The organism is Enterococcus saigonensis, assembly GCF_011397115.1.
Taxonomy (GTDB): Bacteria; Bacillota; Bacilli; order Lactobacillales; family Enterococcaceae; genus Enterococcus_C; species Enterococcus_C saigonensis.
Window position 1 is genome coordinate 1,091,766 of record NZ_AP022822.1, and the last position, 17,478, is coordinate 1,109,243.

General features: G+C 35.5%; 17 protein-coding genes. 15 read left to right on the forward strand and 2 right to left on the reverse strand.

Going from position 1 to position 17,478, the window contains the following annotated elements; translation table 11 throughout:
* Positions 1-9 precede the first annotated feature (9 nt).
* Genes EsVE80_RS05100 through lepB form a run of 5 tightly spaced genes read left to right on the forward strand, consistent with a single transcriptional unit; the run spans position 10 to position 3,404 of the window.
* Entirely contained in the window at positions 10-663 is a 654-nt protein-coding gene (locus EsVE80_RS05100) for a YpmS family protein (protein ID WP_173102742.1), read from the forward strand.
* A gap of 4 nt (positions 664-667) precedes the next feature.
* Positions 668-1,189, forward strand: coding sequence for a peptide-methionine (S)-S-oxide reductase MsrA (msrA, locus tag EsVE80_RS05105; RefSeq protein ID WP_173102743.1), 522 nt, complete (start codon positions 668-670; stop codon positions 1,187-1,189).
* Positions 1,182-1,403 (forward strand): YozE family protein, encoded by a 222-nt coding sequence (locus EsVE80_RS05110; protein WP_173102744.1) that lies wholly within the window; start codon positions 1,182-1,184, stop codon positions 1,401-1,403. The genes msrA and EsVE80_RS05110 overlap by 8 nt, the downstream gene beginning before the upstream one ends.
* 15 nt (positions 1,404-1,418) lie before the next feature.
* Positions 1,419-2,849, forward strand: coding sequence for a S41 family peptidase (locus tag EsVE80_RS05115; RefSeq protein WP_173102745.1), 1,431 nt, complete (start codon positions 1,419-1,421; stop codon positions 2,847-2,849).
* Positions 2,850-2,864: 15 nt separating this feature from the next.
* The gene (gene lepB, locus EsVE80_RS05120; protein WP_173102746.1) at positions 2,865-3,404 is read left to right on the forward strand and encodes a signal peptidase I; all 540 of its coding nucleotides are present in this window, start codon (positions 2,865-2,867) and stop codon (positions 3,402-3,404) included.
* Between the two features lie 79 nt (positions 3,405-3,483).
* On the opposite strand, the gene mprF is transcribed toward lepB, so the two are convergent.
* Both mprF and EsVE80_RS05130 read right to left on the reverse strand, forming a co-directional pair.
* Positions 3,484-6,060, reverse strand: coding sequence for a bifunctional lysylphosphatidylglycerol flippase/synthetase MprF (gene mprF, locus EsVE80_RS05125; protein WP_173102747.1), 2,577 nt, complete (start codon positions 6,058-6,060; stop codon positions 3,484-3,486).
* 214 nt (positions 6,061-6,274) lie between these two features.
* The gene (locus EsVE80_RS05130; protein WP_232061287.1) at positions 6,275-6,775 is read right to left on the reverse strand and encodes an alpha/beta fold hydrolase; all 501 of its coding nucleotides are present in this window, start codon (positions 6,773-6,775) and stop codon (positions 6,275-6,277) included.
* A gap of 201 nt (positions 6,776-6,976) precedes the next feature.
* On the opposite strand from EsVE80_RS05130, the gene EsVE80_RS05135 reads away from it, so the two are divergent.
* The 10 genes from EsVE80_RS05135 (at position 6,977) to xerD (ending at position 17,476) form a co-directional block, all read left to right on the forward strand.
* Complete coding sequence (locus tag EsVE80_RS05135; protein WP_173102748.1) at positions 6,977-7,597, forward strand: lysozyme family protein; 621 nt, start codon at positions 6,977-6,979, stop codon at positions 7,595-7,597.
* Positions 7,598-7,699: 102 nt separating this feature from the next.
* Entirely contained in the window at positions 7,700-8,542 is an 843-nt protein-coding gene (locus tag EsVE80_RS05140) for a DUF368 domain-containing protein (protein WP_173102749.1), read from the forward strand.
* Between the two features lie 228 nt (positions 8,543-8,770).
* On the forward strand, positions 8,771-10,639 hold the full coding sequence (gene dnaG, locus EsVE80_RS05145; RefSeq protein WP_173102750.1) for a DNA primase: 1,869 nt from the start codon (positions 8,771-8,773) through the stop codon (positions 10,637-10,639).
* 24 nt (positions 10,640-10,663) lie between these two features.
* Positions 10,664-11,770 (forward strand): RNA polymerase sigma factor RpoD, encoded by a 1,107-nt coding sequence (gene rpoD / locus EsVE80_RS05150; RefSeq protein WP_173102751.1) that lies wholly within the window; start codon positions 10,664-10,666, stop codon positions 11,768-11,770.
* 208 nt (positions 11,771-11,978) lie between these two features.
* Complete coding sequence (locus tag EsVE80_RS05155; RefSeq protein WP_173102752.1) at positions 11,979-13,913, forward strand: cell division site-positioning protein MapZ family protein; 1,935 nt, start codon at positions 11,979-11,981, stop codon at positions 13,911-13,913.
* Between the two features lie 97 nt (positions 13,914-14,010).
* Positions 14,011-14,718, forward strand: coding sequence for an AzlC family ABC transporter permease (locus tag EsVE80_RS05160; RefSeq protein WP_173102753.1), 708 nt, complete (start codon positions 14,011-14,013; stop codon positions 14,716-14,718).
* Positions 14,711-15,034, forward strand: a complete 324-nt coding sequence (locus tag EsVE80_RS05165; RefSeq protein ID WP_173104128.1) for an AzlD domain-containing protein — start codon at positions 14,711-14,713, stop codon at positions 15,032-15,034. The genes EsVE80_RS05160 and EsVE80_RS05165 overlap by 8 nt, the downstream gene beginning before the upstream one ends.
* 32 nt (positions 15,035-15,066) lie before the next feature.
* Positions 15,067-15,936: a CvfB family protein gene (locus tag EsVE80_RS05170; RefSeq protein WP_173102754.1), complete on the forward strand. Its 870-nt coding sequence runs from the start codon at positions 15,067-15,069 to the stop codon at positions 15,934-15,936.
* An 89-nt stretch (positions 15,937-16,025) separates the two neighbouring features.
* Positions 16,026-16,472 carry a ferric iron uptake transcriptional regulator gene (fur, locus tag EsVE80_RS05175; protein WP_173102755.1) on the forward strand — a complete coding sequence of 149 codons (447 nt, stop codon included), beginning with the start codon at positions 16,026-16,028 and terminating at the stop codon, positions 16,470-16,472.
* 113 nt (positions 16,473-16,585) lie between these two features.
* Positions 16,586-17,476: a site-specific tyrosine recombinase XerD gene (xerD, locus tag EsVE80_RS05180; RefSeq protein ID WP_173102756.1), complete on the forward strand. Its 891-nt coding sequence runs from the start codon at positions 16,586-16,588 to the stop codon at positions 17,474-17,476.
* Positions 17,477-17,478 lie beyond the last annotated feature (2 nt).

Consider the following 17,478-nt stretch of genomic DNA (forward strand, 5'->3'; position numbering starts at 1 on the left):
CAGTTGCATATGACTGAAAATAAACCGACCCATACTCGCGAAGAAAAACGAACAGCACAAAAGATTGATTTTAAAAAGATGAATGGTTGGAAAATTGCCTTTCTTGTTCTACTTGCCTTTATTTTAGGTACAGGAGTTTTTCTTGGAACACGAATTTTTTCAAATCGAGAACCTGATTATCATCAATCCACCAAAGTAACCGAAAAACAAGGACAAGAAGTAACAACAATCTCCATGAATAAAAGTCAATTGAATGCTTTAATTGACTATTATTTAACTGATTTCCAAAAAGATAGCAGTGTGAAATATCAATTTGCTTTGGAAAATGAAGCGATGCTTTCTGGCGAAACCAAGGTATTGAATTTTCCTGTTCATTTTTATTTGTATTTTGATCCTTTTGTGATGGAAAATGGGAATATCCAATTGCAAGCTAAAAGTATGTCAATTGGTACACTTGGATTGCCGATTGAAGAAGTGATGAAATTGGTAAAACGTGGATATGATTTTCCAAAATGGATTGAAGTAAAACCAAAGGATAAATCCATTACGCTACGGTTAGATCAGTTCCAATTACCAACTGGCCTTTTTGTAAAGGCAAAGAAAATCAATTTAATTGACGATGAGATTCAAGTAGGCTTATATTTACCAGAAAGAAAGGACTGATTTGATGGAACGAGCAATTTTTGCAGGTGGTTGTTTTTGGTGTATGGTACAGCCATTTGATGAACAACCAGGTATTTATACGGTAACTTCTGGCTATACAGGTGGACATGTCGAAAATCCAACCTATGAACAAGTTTTAACTCATACGACAGGACATACAGAAGCTGTTGAGATTATTTTTGATCCGACTGTAATTAGTTATGCGGATTTATTGCAAATTTATTGGCAACAAACCGACCCAACAGATGCATTTGGACAATTTCAAGATCGTGGAGACAACTACCGCCCAGTAATTTTTTATTTAAATGAAGAGCAAAAACTTACAGCTGAAAAAAGTCGACAAGCTTTAGCAGACAGTGGGATTTTCAAGGAGCCGATTGTCACTAAAATCGAACCTGCTCAACCTTTTTACGAGGCAGAAGGCTATCATCAGGATTATTACAAGAAAAATCCTCAAAATTTTGCATTAAATCACCAAAGAAGAGCTGAATTCATAAAAAAACATTGGGAGGATTTTAATGCGTAGAAGTTTTTATCACTATGTTCTTACTTTGAAAGGTCCCAATCATCTTAGTGAAGAGCAAGTTTTTGCTAATCATGTTAGTCATGATATTCAATTTCCTAAACACACCAGTGATTATGACGAATTATCAAACTATTTAGAAATGAACGTGGATTACTTGTCTAGTATGGACATTTTTGATCGTATTTATGAACAATACGTAGAAAATAATCGTTAAGAAAGTAGGCTAGGGATGAAAAAAATATCTGTAAAATTATACTTCGTCTCTTTCGTTGCAGCGGCGCTTTTATTTGGCGGTGGCGGTTATTTATACGGTACACTTCATGAATTACAAAAAGAATCCCTTGCAACCCAGAAAGATGACTTAGCAAAAGTACGTCAGTTATATGACGAAATAAAGACCAGTTATTACCGAGATGTGGATTCTAAAACTTTAGTAAATGGTGCGCTAAAAGGCATGACAGAAGCTTTAGGAGATCCGTATACAACATTTTTAGATGAAGAAGGTTCTAGTCAGTTAAACCAATCACTCTCAGATAGTTTTGAAGGAATTGGTGCGACTTTGCAAATAAAAAATGATTATCCTGAAATAGCCCAATCACCAATTAAGGGTACACCGGCTGCCAAAAATGGGTTGCGAGCAAAGGATATTATTTTAAAAGTAGATGACATGACTACAAAAGGTAAAAAATTAGATATGGTCGTCAGTAAAATTCGAGGTAAAAAAGGAACAGAAGTAACTTTAGAAATTAAAAGAGGCAGTGAAACTTTTACCATTAGTTTAAGACGTGCAAAAATTCCTTTGCACACTGTAGCAGACAAAATCAGTGAAGAAGACAATCAAATTGGTGTAATCCAAATTACAAGTTTTGGCGAAAATACTGCAAAAGAACTAAAAGATGCGATTGTTTCTTTACGTAAACAAGGAGCAAAGTCTTTTCTCCTTGATGTTAGACAAAATCCCGGTGGACTGTTAGATCAAGTTGAAGAAATGGCGAGCATGTTTTTAAAAGACGGTCAAACAATTGTGGAATTTAAAGACAATCACCGTACGGTTTCAAAAGCCGTTGCTTCTGAAAAATTCGATCAAGGCTTTAAGGTGAGTGAACCAAGTGTTGTTTTAGTTGATGGTGGTTCTGCTTCAGCGGCTGAAATTTTTGCAGCGGCTTTAAAAGAATCAGCGGATGTACCGATCATTGGTACTACAACTTTTGGTAAGGGAACTGTCCAAACGATAAGTCCAATTGATGATCAAAGTAGTCTAAAATTAACTGTTAGCAAATGGTTAACCCCAAAAGGTCATTGGATTCACGAAAAGGGACTAACACCAACGATCAAGGCTGATTTTCCTGATTACGCCTACCTTGCACCTTTGCCTCGAGATAAAGAATTAAAAGAAGGCCAGACATCTGCTGAAGTGAAACGTTTGAATCGTTTTTTAGTTGCTCTTGGTTATGATACAAAAGGAGACGTCTTTACGAAAAAAACGACAATTGCGTTAAAAGATTTTCAAAATAAACATAAATTGTCTGTAACAGGCATTTTAAATAAAGAAACAGCTGATGCAATTGAAAAAGAATTAGCAATACAAATTACTGTTCATGATGAAGCATATCATAGCGGAATTACTGAATTGAAAAAAGAAATGATGGCAAAGAAGTGATGCAGGAGAAGTTGTATGAAAAACTTTAAAGACTATTTTTGGATGACAATAAAATATGCTATTATTGCGCTTGCCATTGCTATTTTAGTTCGTGGTTTTTTATTAATTCCGGTACCCGTAGAGGGAAACTCAATGGAGACTACCTTGAAACAAGGGGATATGGTTGTCATGGAGAAAATTTCTAAAATTAAGCGTTTTGATGTGGTTGTTTTTCAACTTGCGAGCGGGACAACTTATATTAAGCGTGTAATTGCTTTACCAGGAGATGAATTGCGCTACGACAATGATATACTTTATATTAACGGTAAAAAAGTACCAGAAAAATTTTTAACAGCAAACAAGCAAAATTTAGCTGACGAGGGTTCATTTACGAATGACTTTTCTTTAGAGGAATTAACCGGAGCAAAAAAATTAGCAGCAGATAGCTATTTTGTTATGGGAGATAATCGACGTATTTCAAAAGACAGTCGTTCATTTGGCGCGATTAAATCTCAAGATATTTTAGGAAAGGCACGTTTTGTTTATTATCCTATTAAACACTGGCGTATTATTTAAAAAACAGAGCAAGTCACAATGACTTGTTCTGTTTTTTGTGTCCAAGTTTTAGTAACAGATAGTATTCTTAAGTAATTGTTTAATGCTTTAAAAAGCGTTTAACTCCATGGAGAGTCTTCTTTTTGTCTATTGAACGATTATCGATAAATAAAATGGCTAACATGACATATGCAATCCAGCTATCCCGTGAGTATAAAGTGTAGCGGGAACGCCATTGACTAGCATATTTCTCTTTGTAATCTCGCAAACCTTGGAAGGAGTAAAAACGAGAGCCAAATTCGTAAACCAAATAGGCAATACGTTCTTGGATAAAACTTTTACGAGATTGGCCAACATTTGAAAGTGGTGCCATCCCTAAGTCAAAATATTGAATACCATTTTCTTGCATGTACGAAAACAAATTAACAAATAAAAAATCCATACTACCAGAAGGCGCCTTATCAGCGTGATGACGCATTAAGTCAATGGTACCAATTTCCTTTGTGTAAGTTGGAATAATATTAGCAAAAGAAACGATTTCTCCCTCGCTATTTTTTACTACGGCCATGGGCCCGCGCTGTAAGTAATCTTCATCAAAAAATCCCAGTGAGAAGCCCTTTTCTTTCCGTCCATCTAGCCAACTATCTGAAATTTCTTTAAATGTAGTCATTTCATCAGCTGAATATGGGGGCTGTAAAATTTCAAAGTTAAAGCCATTTTTCTCGATTTTATTTAAAACAGCTCGGGTTCCTTTCATTTTCTTACCAGAAGTTGTGAAAGTATCCAATTCAACTAAAGCTTCTTCGCCCATTTTAATAAAATCATACCCTAATTCATGTAAAATCATTACAGTATCTTCATCTGTTTCGTAAAAGACAGGTAAGTAACCTAATACGTCAGCTTCGTGGATAAATTGTGCGATAGCCGCTTCAAAATCCGCTTTTTTTCCATTGGGACTCCCCATAACAACATTTTTATTGTTATAAGTAGCAAATTGCAAGAATACGGTATCATCAGCGCCGTCGTTGTAGACGAAAATGTTTTTGTCTTTTAAATAGACTAATTGAGAGTCTGAATTTCCACCGTAAGTGTTCAAAATATGGCTAACTTTGGCCTCATTGAAAATTTCTCCGGGTTGTTTTTTCTTGCCTTGTAAATAGCGGACAAAAAGTAAAATAAATAATGTAATAACCAAAATGGCAATAAAGCCTGAAAACCACAACTTTTCAGATGGAAACAAGAAGAAACTGATGGTTTTTCTGTGATGATGTGGAAATGTTGGGAGGTTATAAATCCCAATCACTAAATACAACAAGGTCAATCCACCGATAATAATACCGTCGATGGTTAACTGCTCCCAAGAATAAACCAACTGTTCGCGAAATAATTCTGTCTTTGATAATAGTGTGATGAGTAGAATTAAACTTAAAAAAGTAATTGCTACTAGACTAAAATCAATTAAGATCGTGTAAATAATAGCAGCAACAATTAATATTATGGTTGGAAAGTAAGCTCGTTTTACTCGTGATGCAATGGCTCGTCCCATAATTAATAAACTAAATCCTAAAACAATACTTGGAAATTGAACGATAATATGAAAACGAAATGGATTAACATGTTGTAGCCATTTGAACTCAGAAAATGCTTGCGGGACCGTCGCCATTAAGACCATCATAATCCCAGAAAAATATAACATTGCTACTTCAATTTTATGAAAAATTTCTAAGGTCAGTTGTTTGGGGATACCTGAATATCGTGTATCTATTCTGGTCCATAAATTTTTAAAGAATAAGACAAGTCCGATTGCAAACGGAATTAAGTAATAAAAAATGCGATACAGCAATAGCCAGGCAATAACAGTTTCGCGATTAATGCCTAAATTGGATAAGCCTAAAATCATCATAATATCAAAACTGCCTAACGCACCAGGAATCATCGAAACAATTCCGATAACTGAAGCTGCGATGTATAGAGGTAAAACTTGCCACAACGGAAATGGAACTTCCATTAAATAACCGATTGCTAAAAATGAACCTGCAACACCTGTCCACTCAAGAAAAGAGCTGACAATCAGTTCAATCCGAAATCGTGGTTTGAGTCCACCTAACAATCCTGACTTTTTAAAATGAGTAATGAGTAAAATAGCTGGAAAATATAGGCCGCCCCCGATCAGCCAAATCCAGTATTGTTGTAAATAAGGATTAATATCAGTGAACATAACCAAGAAAAACGAAATAAGACTGTAAATAGATAGACCAGACATTAAAAAGATCAATATCTTGGATAAGGCACTGACAACATCTTTGCCTTTTTTTCCTTTGCCGAAAAATTCAGAACGCAAACCAATACTGACGAAACCGCCGAAACCAGCAATATTATTGATTGTATTGATCAACCAGCTTGTTTCAAAGATATAACTTTTTTTGTGCTCTAAATTCAACATTTTATTTAACGTAAAGTCATAACCAACCATTGGCAATACAGCTATTAGACCAATGACAAACATCAAAAAGACTTTATAAATTGGAACGTCAATCAAAGTGGTTTTTAATTGTTCTACATTAATGGTTTTACTGATAGAAATTAATTCACCAGCAACAATTACGATAACAGCAAAGAGAAAAATCATTTTAAAAATACTTTCATAACCTTTTAATTTGGCAATGAGTTTTTGCATACCAACACCTACTTTTCTTGTAAAAATTTGTAAACAACTTGATTGAAATACTTTGGATGACGTTGTGCTGTTGTGTGACCGGTATTTTTTATCAGAGTTAAGCTACTATTGGGTAAAAGGGCAGCAATTCGTTTTGTATGACTGGTTTTAATGACATCGCGAGTACCTGCAATTACTAAAGTAGATACATTAATCCTCCTTAAGTCAGCTTCTGTTAGGGGTAAATCATCAAGCTGAGAATATTTTTTTTACGATAAAAAAATTGACTAAAAAGCCCTAAAAAAGCACAAATAAAATAGCCAAATTGAGTGGCAATTTTTGGTGGCCACTTTTCACCATTTAGACGGTAGTTACCAGAATTCAAAATTAATTTTTCAACTTTTTCTGGAAAAATATGAGCAAAAACCATGGCTAGATTAGCGCCATCACTGAAACCTAAAATACTTGCTTTATGAAGTTGGAGTTGTTCCATAACTTCGGCTAAATCTCCAGCTAGGAGTCGAAAATTAAGTTCATTTGCTTTGTTATCAGACTTTCCATGGCCTCTTGTATCGAGAATAAGACAATCAAAATGAGCCGAAAAAAATGGAATTTGTTCTTTGAAGTAGCGGCCGTTACTGTTATTGCCATGTAAAAAAATTAATGGCTTGCCCGCACCAAAGCGCTCATAGTAAAGTTTTGTCTGATCGGTTAAAAAGATATAGCCTTTTGTCATGAATATCCCCTCTTTTTTATTATAACGATTGTTTCCCGTTATGAACAATGATACGGGTAACAATGAACAAACAATACTGTAAGTTATCACAGCTAAATCTTTTGTTTTTCTAAAATTATTACAAAGTATTTCGTTTGTCGTAGTCATAGAAATGTAGAAATAGTAGTATAGAAAAATACTTGAAAGATTTGGATGGATTTTATGTTTAAAAAAATTAGCAAGGTACTATTAAAAATTTTTGTTTTAGTAGTTATAATTGGTGTTTCTGCTATTGGCTACCGGAATTATCAAATACTAAAACGTGTGCATCAATATGATGCAGATGTTACACAAGCGGTAAAAAAATATCAAATACAAGAATATGAAAAAGTAGCACAAGCAATCATTTTTACTGAATCAAAAGGTCGCGGCTCTGATATTATGCAGAGTTCTGAAAGTAGTTATGGTCAGCAAAATAAAATCGCAACTTCAGAAGAAAGTATTGATACGGGTGTCGAATTTTTGGCAAAAGCAATAAAAAAAGCTAAGGAAAAAAATTGTGATATTTGGACTGCTGTTCAGGCGTATAACTTTGGCTTAGATTACATTAACTATGTTGCAAAAAATGGTGGTAAAAATACTTTGAAATTAGCTGAAAATTACTCGAAAAATATTTTGTCGCCTATTTTAGGAAATGAAGAGAAAACAAAATATCGGTATTGGGGTTTTCAATCAATTTTTTATAATGGCGGATTTTTATATCATAATGGTGGCAATATGTTTTATGCAGATGTGGTAAAAATGAATGAAAAGAAAATCAATTGGACAAACTTTTTATTTTAGCTTGCATGCAAGTGCAAGTATGCTAAACTTTAAAAAGAATTTTCATTAATTCATTGGTGTAGTATTATATTTGATTTTATGTATGAGGAGTGTTTAGTTATAATGGAAAAATCAATGTCAAAAGAGGCGAAAACAAAGGATTGGTTGTTGCGTTTTGTTAAAGGGATGTTTATTGGTTCAGGTTTTATCTTACCTGGAGTTTCTGGGGGAGCATTAGCAGCAATTTTTGGCATTTATGAACGAATTATTTCTTTTTTAGCCCATATTACCCGCAATTTTAAGGAAAATGTTCTATTTTTCATTCCTGTTGGTTTAGGCGGGATAACCGGGGTATTCTTACTATCTTTTGTGGTTAGTTTTTTATTAGGGACCTATGAAACTATCATTTTATGGTTTTTTGTAGGCTGTATTATTGGAACAGTACCCGCTTTATGGAAAGAAGCAGGAAAAAAAGGACGAAGTACACGGGAAATCATTATTTTGACAGTTAGTTTTGTTTTAGGTTTTCTGTTTTTGTGGAAGGGATCTGGGTTGTTCTCACATGTAGATCAAAACTTTTTTACTTGGATTATTGCTGGTGGTTTAATCGGGTTAGGGATGATTGTACCTGGTCTTAGTCCATCGAACTTTTTAGTTTATATGGGAATGTATAAAGCTATGTCTGATGGAATTAAAGATTTGAATTTTAGTGTGATTATCCCTATTGGAATTGGTGGTATCATTACAGTCTTAGGATTATCAAAAGTAATGGATTATATTTTTAGTAAAGCTTATCCACAATTATTTCATTTTATTTTAGGAATTGTTTTTGCATCAACTGTTATGATTATTCCAACAAATTATAGTGGTTTTGGAATGGGCGGCTATTTAGGTTGTTTAGTCTTGTGTATTTTAGGTGTACTTTTGGGTGCTTGGATGAGTAAGTTGGAAGATCAATACAAATAAAAGTAATTTTTAGCAGTTAAATATATAAAGAAGACAGTGGTTTTAAATGTCAACTATTTCTTTTTTTCAATAACATCTCTTTGGTACGTAATACTTGAAAAACAATGGGAATGTGTTAGAATATAGTTTGTATTATTGGGTCTTTTTTGAAGTCGCGCTGATTTTTAATTAGTGCGATTTTTTACCGATAACAATTAATTAATAATTTGCAGGCTGGAGGTGAGTGGGTTGGCAAGAATACCTCAGAATGTAATTGACGACATCCGCGAAAAAAGCAATATCGTCGAAGTCATTGGGCAATACGTTCAGCTAAAAAAAGCCGGCAAAAATTATGTAGGTTTGTGTCCTTTTCATGAGGAGAAAACACCTTCTTTTTCTGTTGCAGAAGACAAACAAATTTTTCATTGTTTTGGTTGTGGGCGCGGTGGCAATGTTTTTGGCTTTGTGGAAGAGTTGGAAGGATTGACTTTTCCAGAAGCAGTTGCGAAGGTGGCTGAAATTGAGCAAATTCCTTTTGCAGAAGCATACAAAGTGAATACTGAATCACACGCCATCAATTCATCGCAACAAGGATTAATAAGGCTCCATGAGAAAGCAAAAGAAGTGTATCATCATATGTTGGTGAATACTGCTGTCGGACAACCTGCGTTGGATTATTTATTGAGCCGAGGCTTAACTGAAGAGTTGATTGAAGAGTTTGAAATTGGCTTTGCACCTAATGAAAGGCAATTTTTACGACAAGTATTTGCGAATGAAAAAGTTGAAATGTCACTTTTGTCGCAATCGGGACTATTTGTTGAAAGAGAAAACGGTGAGTTAGTTGATCGTTTTTATCAGCGGATTATGTTTCCGATTCAAGATGCCAAAGGCCGGACAATTGGTTTTTCAGGAAGAATCTTAATAACTACCGACTTTCCTGGAGAAAATCAGCCAAAATACTTGAACTCACCGGAAACTGAATTATTTAATAAACGACAAGTCCTGTTTAACTTTGATAAAGCCAGACCGACTATTCGTAAAGAAAATACGGTGTTTTTATTTGAAGGTTTTATGGATGTTATTGCTGCATGGCAAGCCGGCGTTAAGAACGGAATTGCCAGTATGGGAACGAGTTTAACCAGTCAACAAATTAGTGCGATTGAACGTATCGCTGGTGAAATTGTTATTAGTTATGACGGTGATAAAGCTGGTTTGGCTGCTACTGATCGTGCTATTGGTTTATTAGATGAACACAGTAATTTGGACTTAGCAATCTTGCAGTTGCCAGAAAAACTTGATCCTGATGATTATGTTAGAAAATATGGGAATGCAGCTTTTTATGAGTTGGCTTATCATGGCCGTGAAACGGTTTTTGGGTTTAAAATGGCTTACTTGCGTCAAAACCGTAATTTAAGTAATGAAATGGAGCAACTAGATTACGTTACAGCGCTTTTACAAGAATTAGTGAAAGTTGATTCACTGTTGGCACAAGATCGCTATTTAACTCAAATTGCAACGGAATTTCATTTAAGTCGCGAAACATTACAACAACAATTAAATGAATTTAAACAAAGACAGCGTCAAGAAGAAACGAAATCAGGAAAACAAACAACGAAGGATCATCGTCAACTTCCACAGTTTAGTAGCCACGAGTCACAAAATACTGGTACGCAGCAGCCGCCTAAACGGGTGATAACACAAGTAGAACGTGGAGAACAATTAATTTTGTATCGACTTTTTAATGATAGTTCGTTACTTGCACGTTTCCAACAAAATGAATTAGTTTTTATTCATGATGAGTATCAAACAATTTATTTTATGTTTGAAAATTTTCTAGAGAGTTTTGGTCGTTTTTCATTACCAGATTTTCTTGATTACCTGACGGAACCGTCAATAAAAAATAAAGTGATTGAAATTGCTTACCTCACTGTGCCGGAAGATTCTTCTGAAGAGGAAATAAAAAGCATCTTGCGTTTATTCCAAAAGGCGCGTATTGCTGAAAAAATTAAACAAAAGAAATTTCTGCAGCAAGAAGCAAGTCAATTGGGCAATATGCAACAGGCATTAGAGTTGGCAGTTGAAATAATAGATTTAACGAAGCAATTGCAGCAAGCTTAACTACACAAAGGGGGCCTTCTTTTCATGGCAAAAGAACAAAACACAGAATATGATAAAGTAGTAAATGCTTTTATCAAGGAAAATAAACCCAATGGCCAAGTCGTATACGACGAGTTGTCCAATAAATTGGCCACACCTTTTTCATTAGATGCAGACGCAATGGACAAATTAATCCAAAAAGTTGAAGATGCTGGTATTAGTGTTGTCGATGAAAATGGAGAACCGTCTGTTCACAGCTTAAAGAGCAATGAAAAGAAAGCCGAAGCAGCCAAACAAGAAGACTTATCCGCACCAACAGGCGTTAAAATTAACGATCCAGTGCGCATGTATTTGAAAGAAATTGGTCGGGTACCACTGCTAACCGCTGAAGAAGAGGTTGATTTAGCTTTAAAAATTGAAGAAGGCGATCAAGAAGCAAAGCAACGTTTGGCTGAAGCAAACTTACGGCTGGTTGTTTCGATTGCTAAACGTTATGTCGGACGTGGCATGCAATTTTTGGATTTAATCCAAGAAGGCAATATGGGCTTAATGAAAGCCGTTGAAAAATTTGATTACCGAAAAGGATTTAAGTTTTCAACGTATGCTACTTGGTGGATTCGTCAAGCTATTACACGCGCTATTGCGGACCAAGCTCGGACTATTCGTATCCCGGTTCACATGGTGGAAACAATCAATAAATTGATCCGAATTCAACGACAATTACTTCAAGACTTAGGGCGGGAACCAACGCCAGAAGAAATCGGAGCGGAAATGGATTTACCAACTGAAAAAGTTCGTGAAATTTTAAAAATTGCGCAAGAACCAGTTTCGTTGGAAACGCCAATTGGTGAAGAGGATGATTCCCATTTGGGTGATTTCATCGAAGACCAAGAAGCAACGAGCCCTGCTGAACATGCAGCTTATGAACTATTAAAAGAACAATTAGAAGATGTTTTAGATACTTTAACAGACCGAGAGGAAAACGTCTTACGTCTCCGGTTTGGGCTTGATGACGGACGTACTAGAACTCTTGAAGAAGTCGGAAAAGTTTTTGGTGTTACAAGAGAACGAATTCGCCAAATTGAAGCAAAAGCATTACGGAAATTGCGCCATCCATCTCGTTCTAAACAATTGAAGGATTTCTTAGAATAAACAAGAACTGTTGTGCTGTAAAGTTGGCACAACAGTTTTTTATTTAAGTTTTATGCTTTTGCAAGTGTTTTATAACTGTAATTTTCTTAATAAAATCCTAACTTCCTATCCTAAGCTGAAACGTTTATAATGGACTAGATAGTCTGGTAGTTTTTTAGCCGGCTAATGTGAAATCAAAGTTTTATGCAGAAAGGAAGCAAGGAAAACAGTGATTAACAAATGTCCCCACTGTGGGTTTGAACCTCTTGACGGTAAAATGGTTTGTCCGCGTTGTGGTGAAGAAATAAAAGAAAATATTGCCGGGAAACTTGCAACAATAAAAGAAAATAACCGCGAAAATAACGATTCCGTTAAATGGTCGGATTTTAAGGATGTCTCAATTGGTTCTGTGATAGAGGAGTCTTTAAATGAAGCAACTAAAGAAGATGAATTGGCTGATGTGAATCCTATTTTAGCTGATTATATTAAAAAACATAAAGATGACTACGAAGAAGCCGAACCAACTCCAACTTCACAAGAAAATAAAACGGAAGTTGAAGATGATGAAAAGAGTATTTCCGATAACGCTGAAATGAAAGAGGAATTGACTGACTCTCAGTTGAAGAATAAAAAAATTGATGAAAGAAAAAATGATCATTCAACAAATTTAGCAGATACTGCGCATGAGAAAAATTTAGCAGAGATTAAAGATGAAACAAAAGAAGAAATCGAAGTTGCAAAGGAAACAACAGAGTTAGAGGAAACAACTACTTTAGAAACGAAAACAATAGTTGATGATAAAGAAATAAAAGCTACGAAAAGTAAAGAAAAAGAAGTCCAAACTGAGCACACGACACCAAAAGCACCTATGTTAGAACAATTAAAAGTTGATCAGCATAAAACAGACGACACACACCTACAATCTGAGGCAAGTATTATATCCGAGTCAGCTGAAAATGATGGGGTAGATAGTGTAGCAACTACAGATATGAGTAATAGTAATACATCAATGCCTAAAACTCCGAAAAAGAAATGGCCTTACATTCTTTTGGCAGCAGCACTTGTTTTAGGGGGGACGGGTTATGGTTATTATGTTTATGATCAAAATGTAAAAGCAGCTGCTCAAGAAGCACAACAAAAAATTGAAAAACAAGAAGCAACAATACAAGACAAGTTGGCTGACTTTTATGCTGATGAGCAGCATCAATTTGTTAAAACAGATAAAACACGTTTTGAATTAGATGATTTAGCGACACAAGTTAAAGACTTGGCAAAGAAAGCTACTAATAAAGAAACAAAAGATCAGGCCCATAACTTGACCCTTGAAATAGCAAATATAAAAGAAAAAATTACTATTGTTACGAGTGTGAATAATTTGTTTGAAAGTCCAATTATAAATGGTACTGAGGTGAAAAACGATGTCGCAATCAAAGGCGATGCACCTAATGTTGAACCACTATCCTCAGGCGATGAATTTGCAAAAACAATCAATGGTGTTATTAGTGATGCAAAGTCGCAATTCAACGATTTGACATACGCCAAACAAGCAGTAGCCGTTCTTTATACGGATGATAAGGTTAAAGAAAATGCGAGTCGCACGCACTATCAAACAGCCCAAAAAGCGGTAGAAAAATTAGTTAACGGTAACCAAAAGAAAGCTTTAGCAGAAAACTTAAAAAAAGTTGACGCTGCATTAAGTAAACAAGAAGACGCAGCTGCTAAGAAAAAACAAGAGCAAGAAGCGGCAGCTAGTGCCGCAAATCAAGCACAAAATGCTACGAGTCAGCAAAATTCCCAGAAAAATAGTACTTTACCTGCGGAAGCTTCTCCTAATATGCATCCCAATACGGAGAATGCGCCGATTATGGCTACGAATCCAAGCGCAGTAGCAGATAGTGCGAACCCTGCTTGGACATGGAATTCTGGTATCCAAGAAAAAGTTATCCAAACCTGTATCGAACGGGGGTATATTGTGCCTGGTGGTTACTACTTAGAGCCTGTTACGATTGAAAATGGTGAGGGGTATTATAACTTGTTTGCCACTACTACCCAATCTTCTTTACTAAAAGGAATTTCAGCTAAAGCTTTACCATATTATATTGTTACAATTAATTGTAAAACCGGTTATTTCCGTGGTAACGGAAACGATCATACGATTAGATAATAAAAGAACGAATTTTATTTATTTTCTGATAATTGCTTGTCTTGCCCTCTTTTTTTCGTTATGATTAAAAGCAAACGAAAAGAAGGGGGCATTTTTTATGGAAGAAGTTCAGCGCTATGATAGCTTTTCAGATGGTGTAAAAGCCTGTGTGCCCACAATGTTAGGTTACATGGGGATAGGCTTTGCTGCAGGTGTAGTTGAAAAAGGAGTGGGGCTTTCTCTTTTAGAAATTTTATTGTTATCGTTATTTGTTTATGCCGGTAGCGGTCAATTTATTATTTGTGGTTTGTTGGCAATTCACGCACCAATTTCAACAATCATTTTAACAGTTTTTTTAGTTAATTCCCGTCATTTTTTGATGAGCTTATCTGTAACTAGCTATTTTAAACCAAATTCAATTTTAAATAATATAGGTATTGGATCACTTTTAACAGATGAATCTTATGGTGTTTTAGTAACTGCTCTACAAGAAAAAAGACCATTAACTGTAAAATGGATGCACGGACTAAATGTTGCTGCCTATTTTACATGGGTTTTAGCCAACGTATGTGGGGGACTTTTAGGTCAATTTATTCCTGACCCTAATCGATTTGGCCTAGATTTTGCATTAACAGCGATGTTTTTAGGATTGTGTCTTTTTCAAATTGAATTGCCATTGAAAAAACGAACGCAGCAAACATTGCAAGTGGTGACTAGTGTGGTTATCGCTTTAATATTATTTATGCGTTTTACTTCGGCAGAAATTGCGGTAATTGCGGCAACTTTAATTGGATGTTTAATAGGGACGGTGACGCATGATGCTTAGCTGGAATATCCTGATTTTAATTTTAGGCTGTAGTATTGTCACTTGGATTCCAAGAGTTTTACCTTTTGCGTTTGCGCAAAAACTGAAATTCCCTCCTAAAGTGGAAATTTTCTTATCTTATTTGCCCCTGTGTATTTTATTTGCTCTTTTAATACAAAGTTTGTTGAATTTCAAGGTAGGCAATTGGCCAAGCATTAAAGGACCAGAAGTACTTGCCAGTATCCCTGCTTTAATGGTAGGTTACTATACGAAGGACTTAATGAAAATTGTGATTGTCGGTATTGTAGCAATTGCTGTAATCCGGCTAGTCATCTAGTTAGGCGCATGTGCGCAACAAGGAGAAAAAATATGAATGAATTATTAGCTACAATTATTAATGGAATGGTAATAGATGAAAATGAAACTGCCTATTTTGTTCAAAAAAACGGAGTTACATTCCGTTTACCAAAAAGCGAAGGTGAGCGTCAATTAGGTGAAAGTGTTACGGGGTTTGCTTACCAAAATCAACGACATGAAAATGCGTTAACAACTAATATTCCAAAAAGTCGTAAAGGTCATTATGCCTTTGCTACAGTGATTGCAACAAGACGCGATTTAGGTGTTTTTGTGGATATTGGTTTACCAGACAAAGAGATTGCTGTTTCTTTAGACGAACTGCCAACGCTAACAGAATTATGGCCTAAAAAAGGGGATCGTTTGTTAGTAGCGTTACGCATTGATCAAAAAGGCCGAATTTGGGGCACATTGGCAGAAGAAAAAGTCTTTCGTTCAATGAGTAAAAAAGGCAAAGAAGAACAAAAAAATCAAAATATCACTGGTACCGTATTTCGCTTGAAAATTGCTGGAACATACCTTTTAACAGAAGATTTTTATCTTGGTTTTATTCATCCTAGTGAACGCTATCAAGAACCTCGCTTGGGCGAAGTCGTCTCTGGACGCATTATTGGGGTAAGACCTGATGGAGTCTTGAATGTTTCACTTAAACCACGAGCCTATGAAGCGATTAGTGATGATGCTCAAATGTTACTGGCCTATCTGCGGCGAGCCAATGAAAATAAAATGCCCTACACTGATAAATCAGATCCAGAAAGTATTCAAGAAATGTTTGGGATTAGTAAAGGACAATTTAAACGAGCTATGGGGCATCTGCTAAAAGAGAAATTGGTGGAGCAAAAAGATGGTTTTACTTATCTAATTGAGAAAACAGACCTTGTATAATTCTTGCTTTTTCCTTATAATAAGTATAATCTAGAGCATGTAATTAAACGCTAGTTTATAATAATTATAAAGAAGGTTGCGGAGAATATATGAATACAACAACTACAATGAAAAAAGTGAAACAACAACTTCACGAAGCCGGATTCAAATTAACTCCGCAGCGAGAAGCAACGTTGTTAGTCTTATTAGAAAATGAAAAAGATCATCTTTCAGCTGAAGAAGTTTTCTTTTTTGTAAAACGAAAAAGTCCGGAAATTGGTTTAGCTACTGTTTATCGGACGTTGGAGATTTTAACAGAATTACACGTCGTCGATAAGGTCAGTTTTAACGATGGTGTTTCCCGCTATGATTTAAGAAAAGAAGGAGCACAGCATTTTCATCATCATTTGTTGTGCATTGAATGTGGTAACATTGAAGAAATTGAAGAAGATTTGTTAGGCGATGTTGAAGAAATCGTTGAAAATAAATATCATTTTGTCGTCAAAGATCATCGTTTAACTTTTCACGGTTTATGCCGAAACTGTCAAAAAAAATAAAGTTATGCCAAAGTCGATTGAAGGCTTTGGCGTAGCTTCTTTTTTTGTCTGTTATAAATGCTTCTGATTTGGTATGATGGTAAAGGTGCAATTGAAGAAGGCAAGGGAGAACTATGCAAGAACAAATTACAGATTATCTACATTATTTGACAATTGAAAGAGGCCTTACCGAAAATACAAAGAAAAGTTACCAACGAGATCTTTTACAGTACCTCTCTTTTTTGCAAAAGCAGAAGATAGCTGACTGGCAAGAAGTTGATCGTTTTACTGTTGTTAGTTTTTTACAAGAACTAAAAGAAGGCGGCCGTTCCAATGCAACGATTGCCCGTATGATTACAAGTTTACGGCGGTTTCACCAATTTTTGCGTCAAGAACGGTATACAGATCATGACCCGATGCAACATATCGATTCCCCTAAAAAACAACAAAAGTTGCCGGACACATTAAGTTTAGGGGAAGTGGAAAAATTATTGGCCACACCTGATACAAATGAAACACTAGGATTACGAGATCGTGCAATTTTAGAAGTGATGTATGCTACGGGCTTGCGGGTAAGTGAATTGATTAATTTGAAATTAAATGATATTCATTTGGAGATGGGGTTATTACAAACCTTAGGGAAAGGGGACAAAGAACGAATTGTCCCTTTAGGAGAAATAGCAATAAAATGGGTACGTCGCTATTTAGCTGAAGCCAGACCCTATTTGACTCGTAAAAACCCCGAAGAACCACATCTTTTTGTGAATAATCACGGTAGTGGACTCAGTCGGCAAGGGATTTGGAAAAATTTAAAAGCAATTGTTCAAAAGGCTGGTATTTATAAAACAGTAACACCGCACACATTGCGTCATAGTTTTGCTACACATTTGTTAGAAAATGGTGCTGATCTAAGAACTGTCCAAGAACTATTAGGTCATGCCGATATTTCAACAACGCAAATTTATACCCATATTACAAAAAAACGCATGACGGATGTCTACAAGCAATATTTTCCTCGTGCATAAAA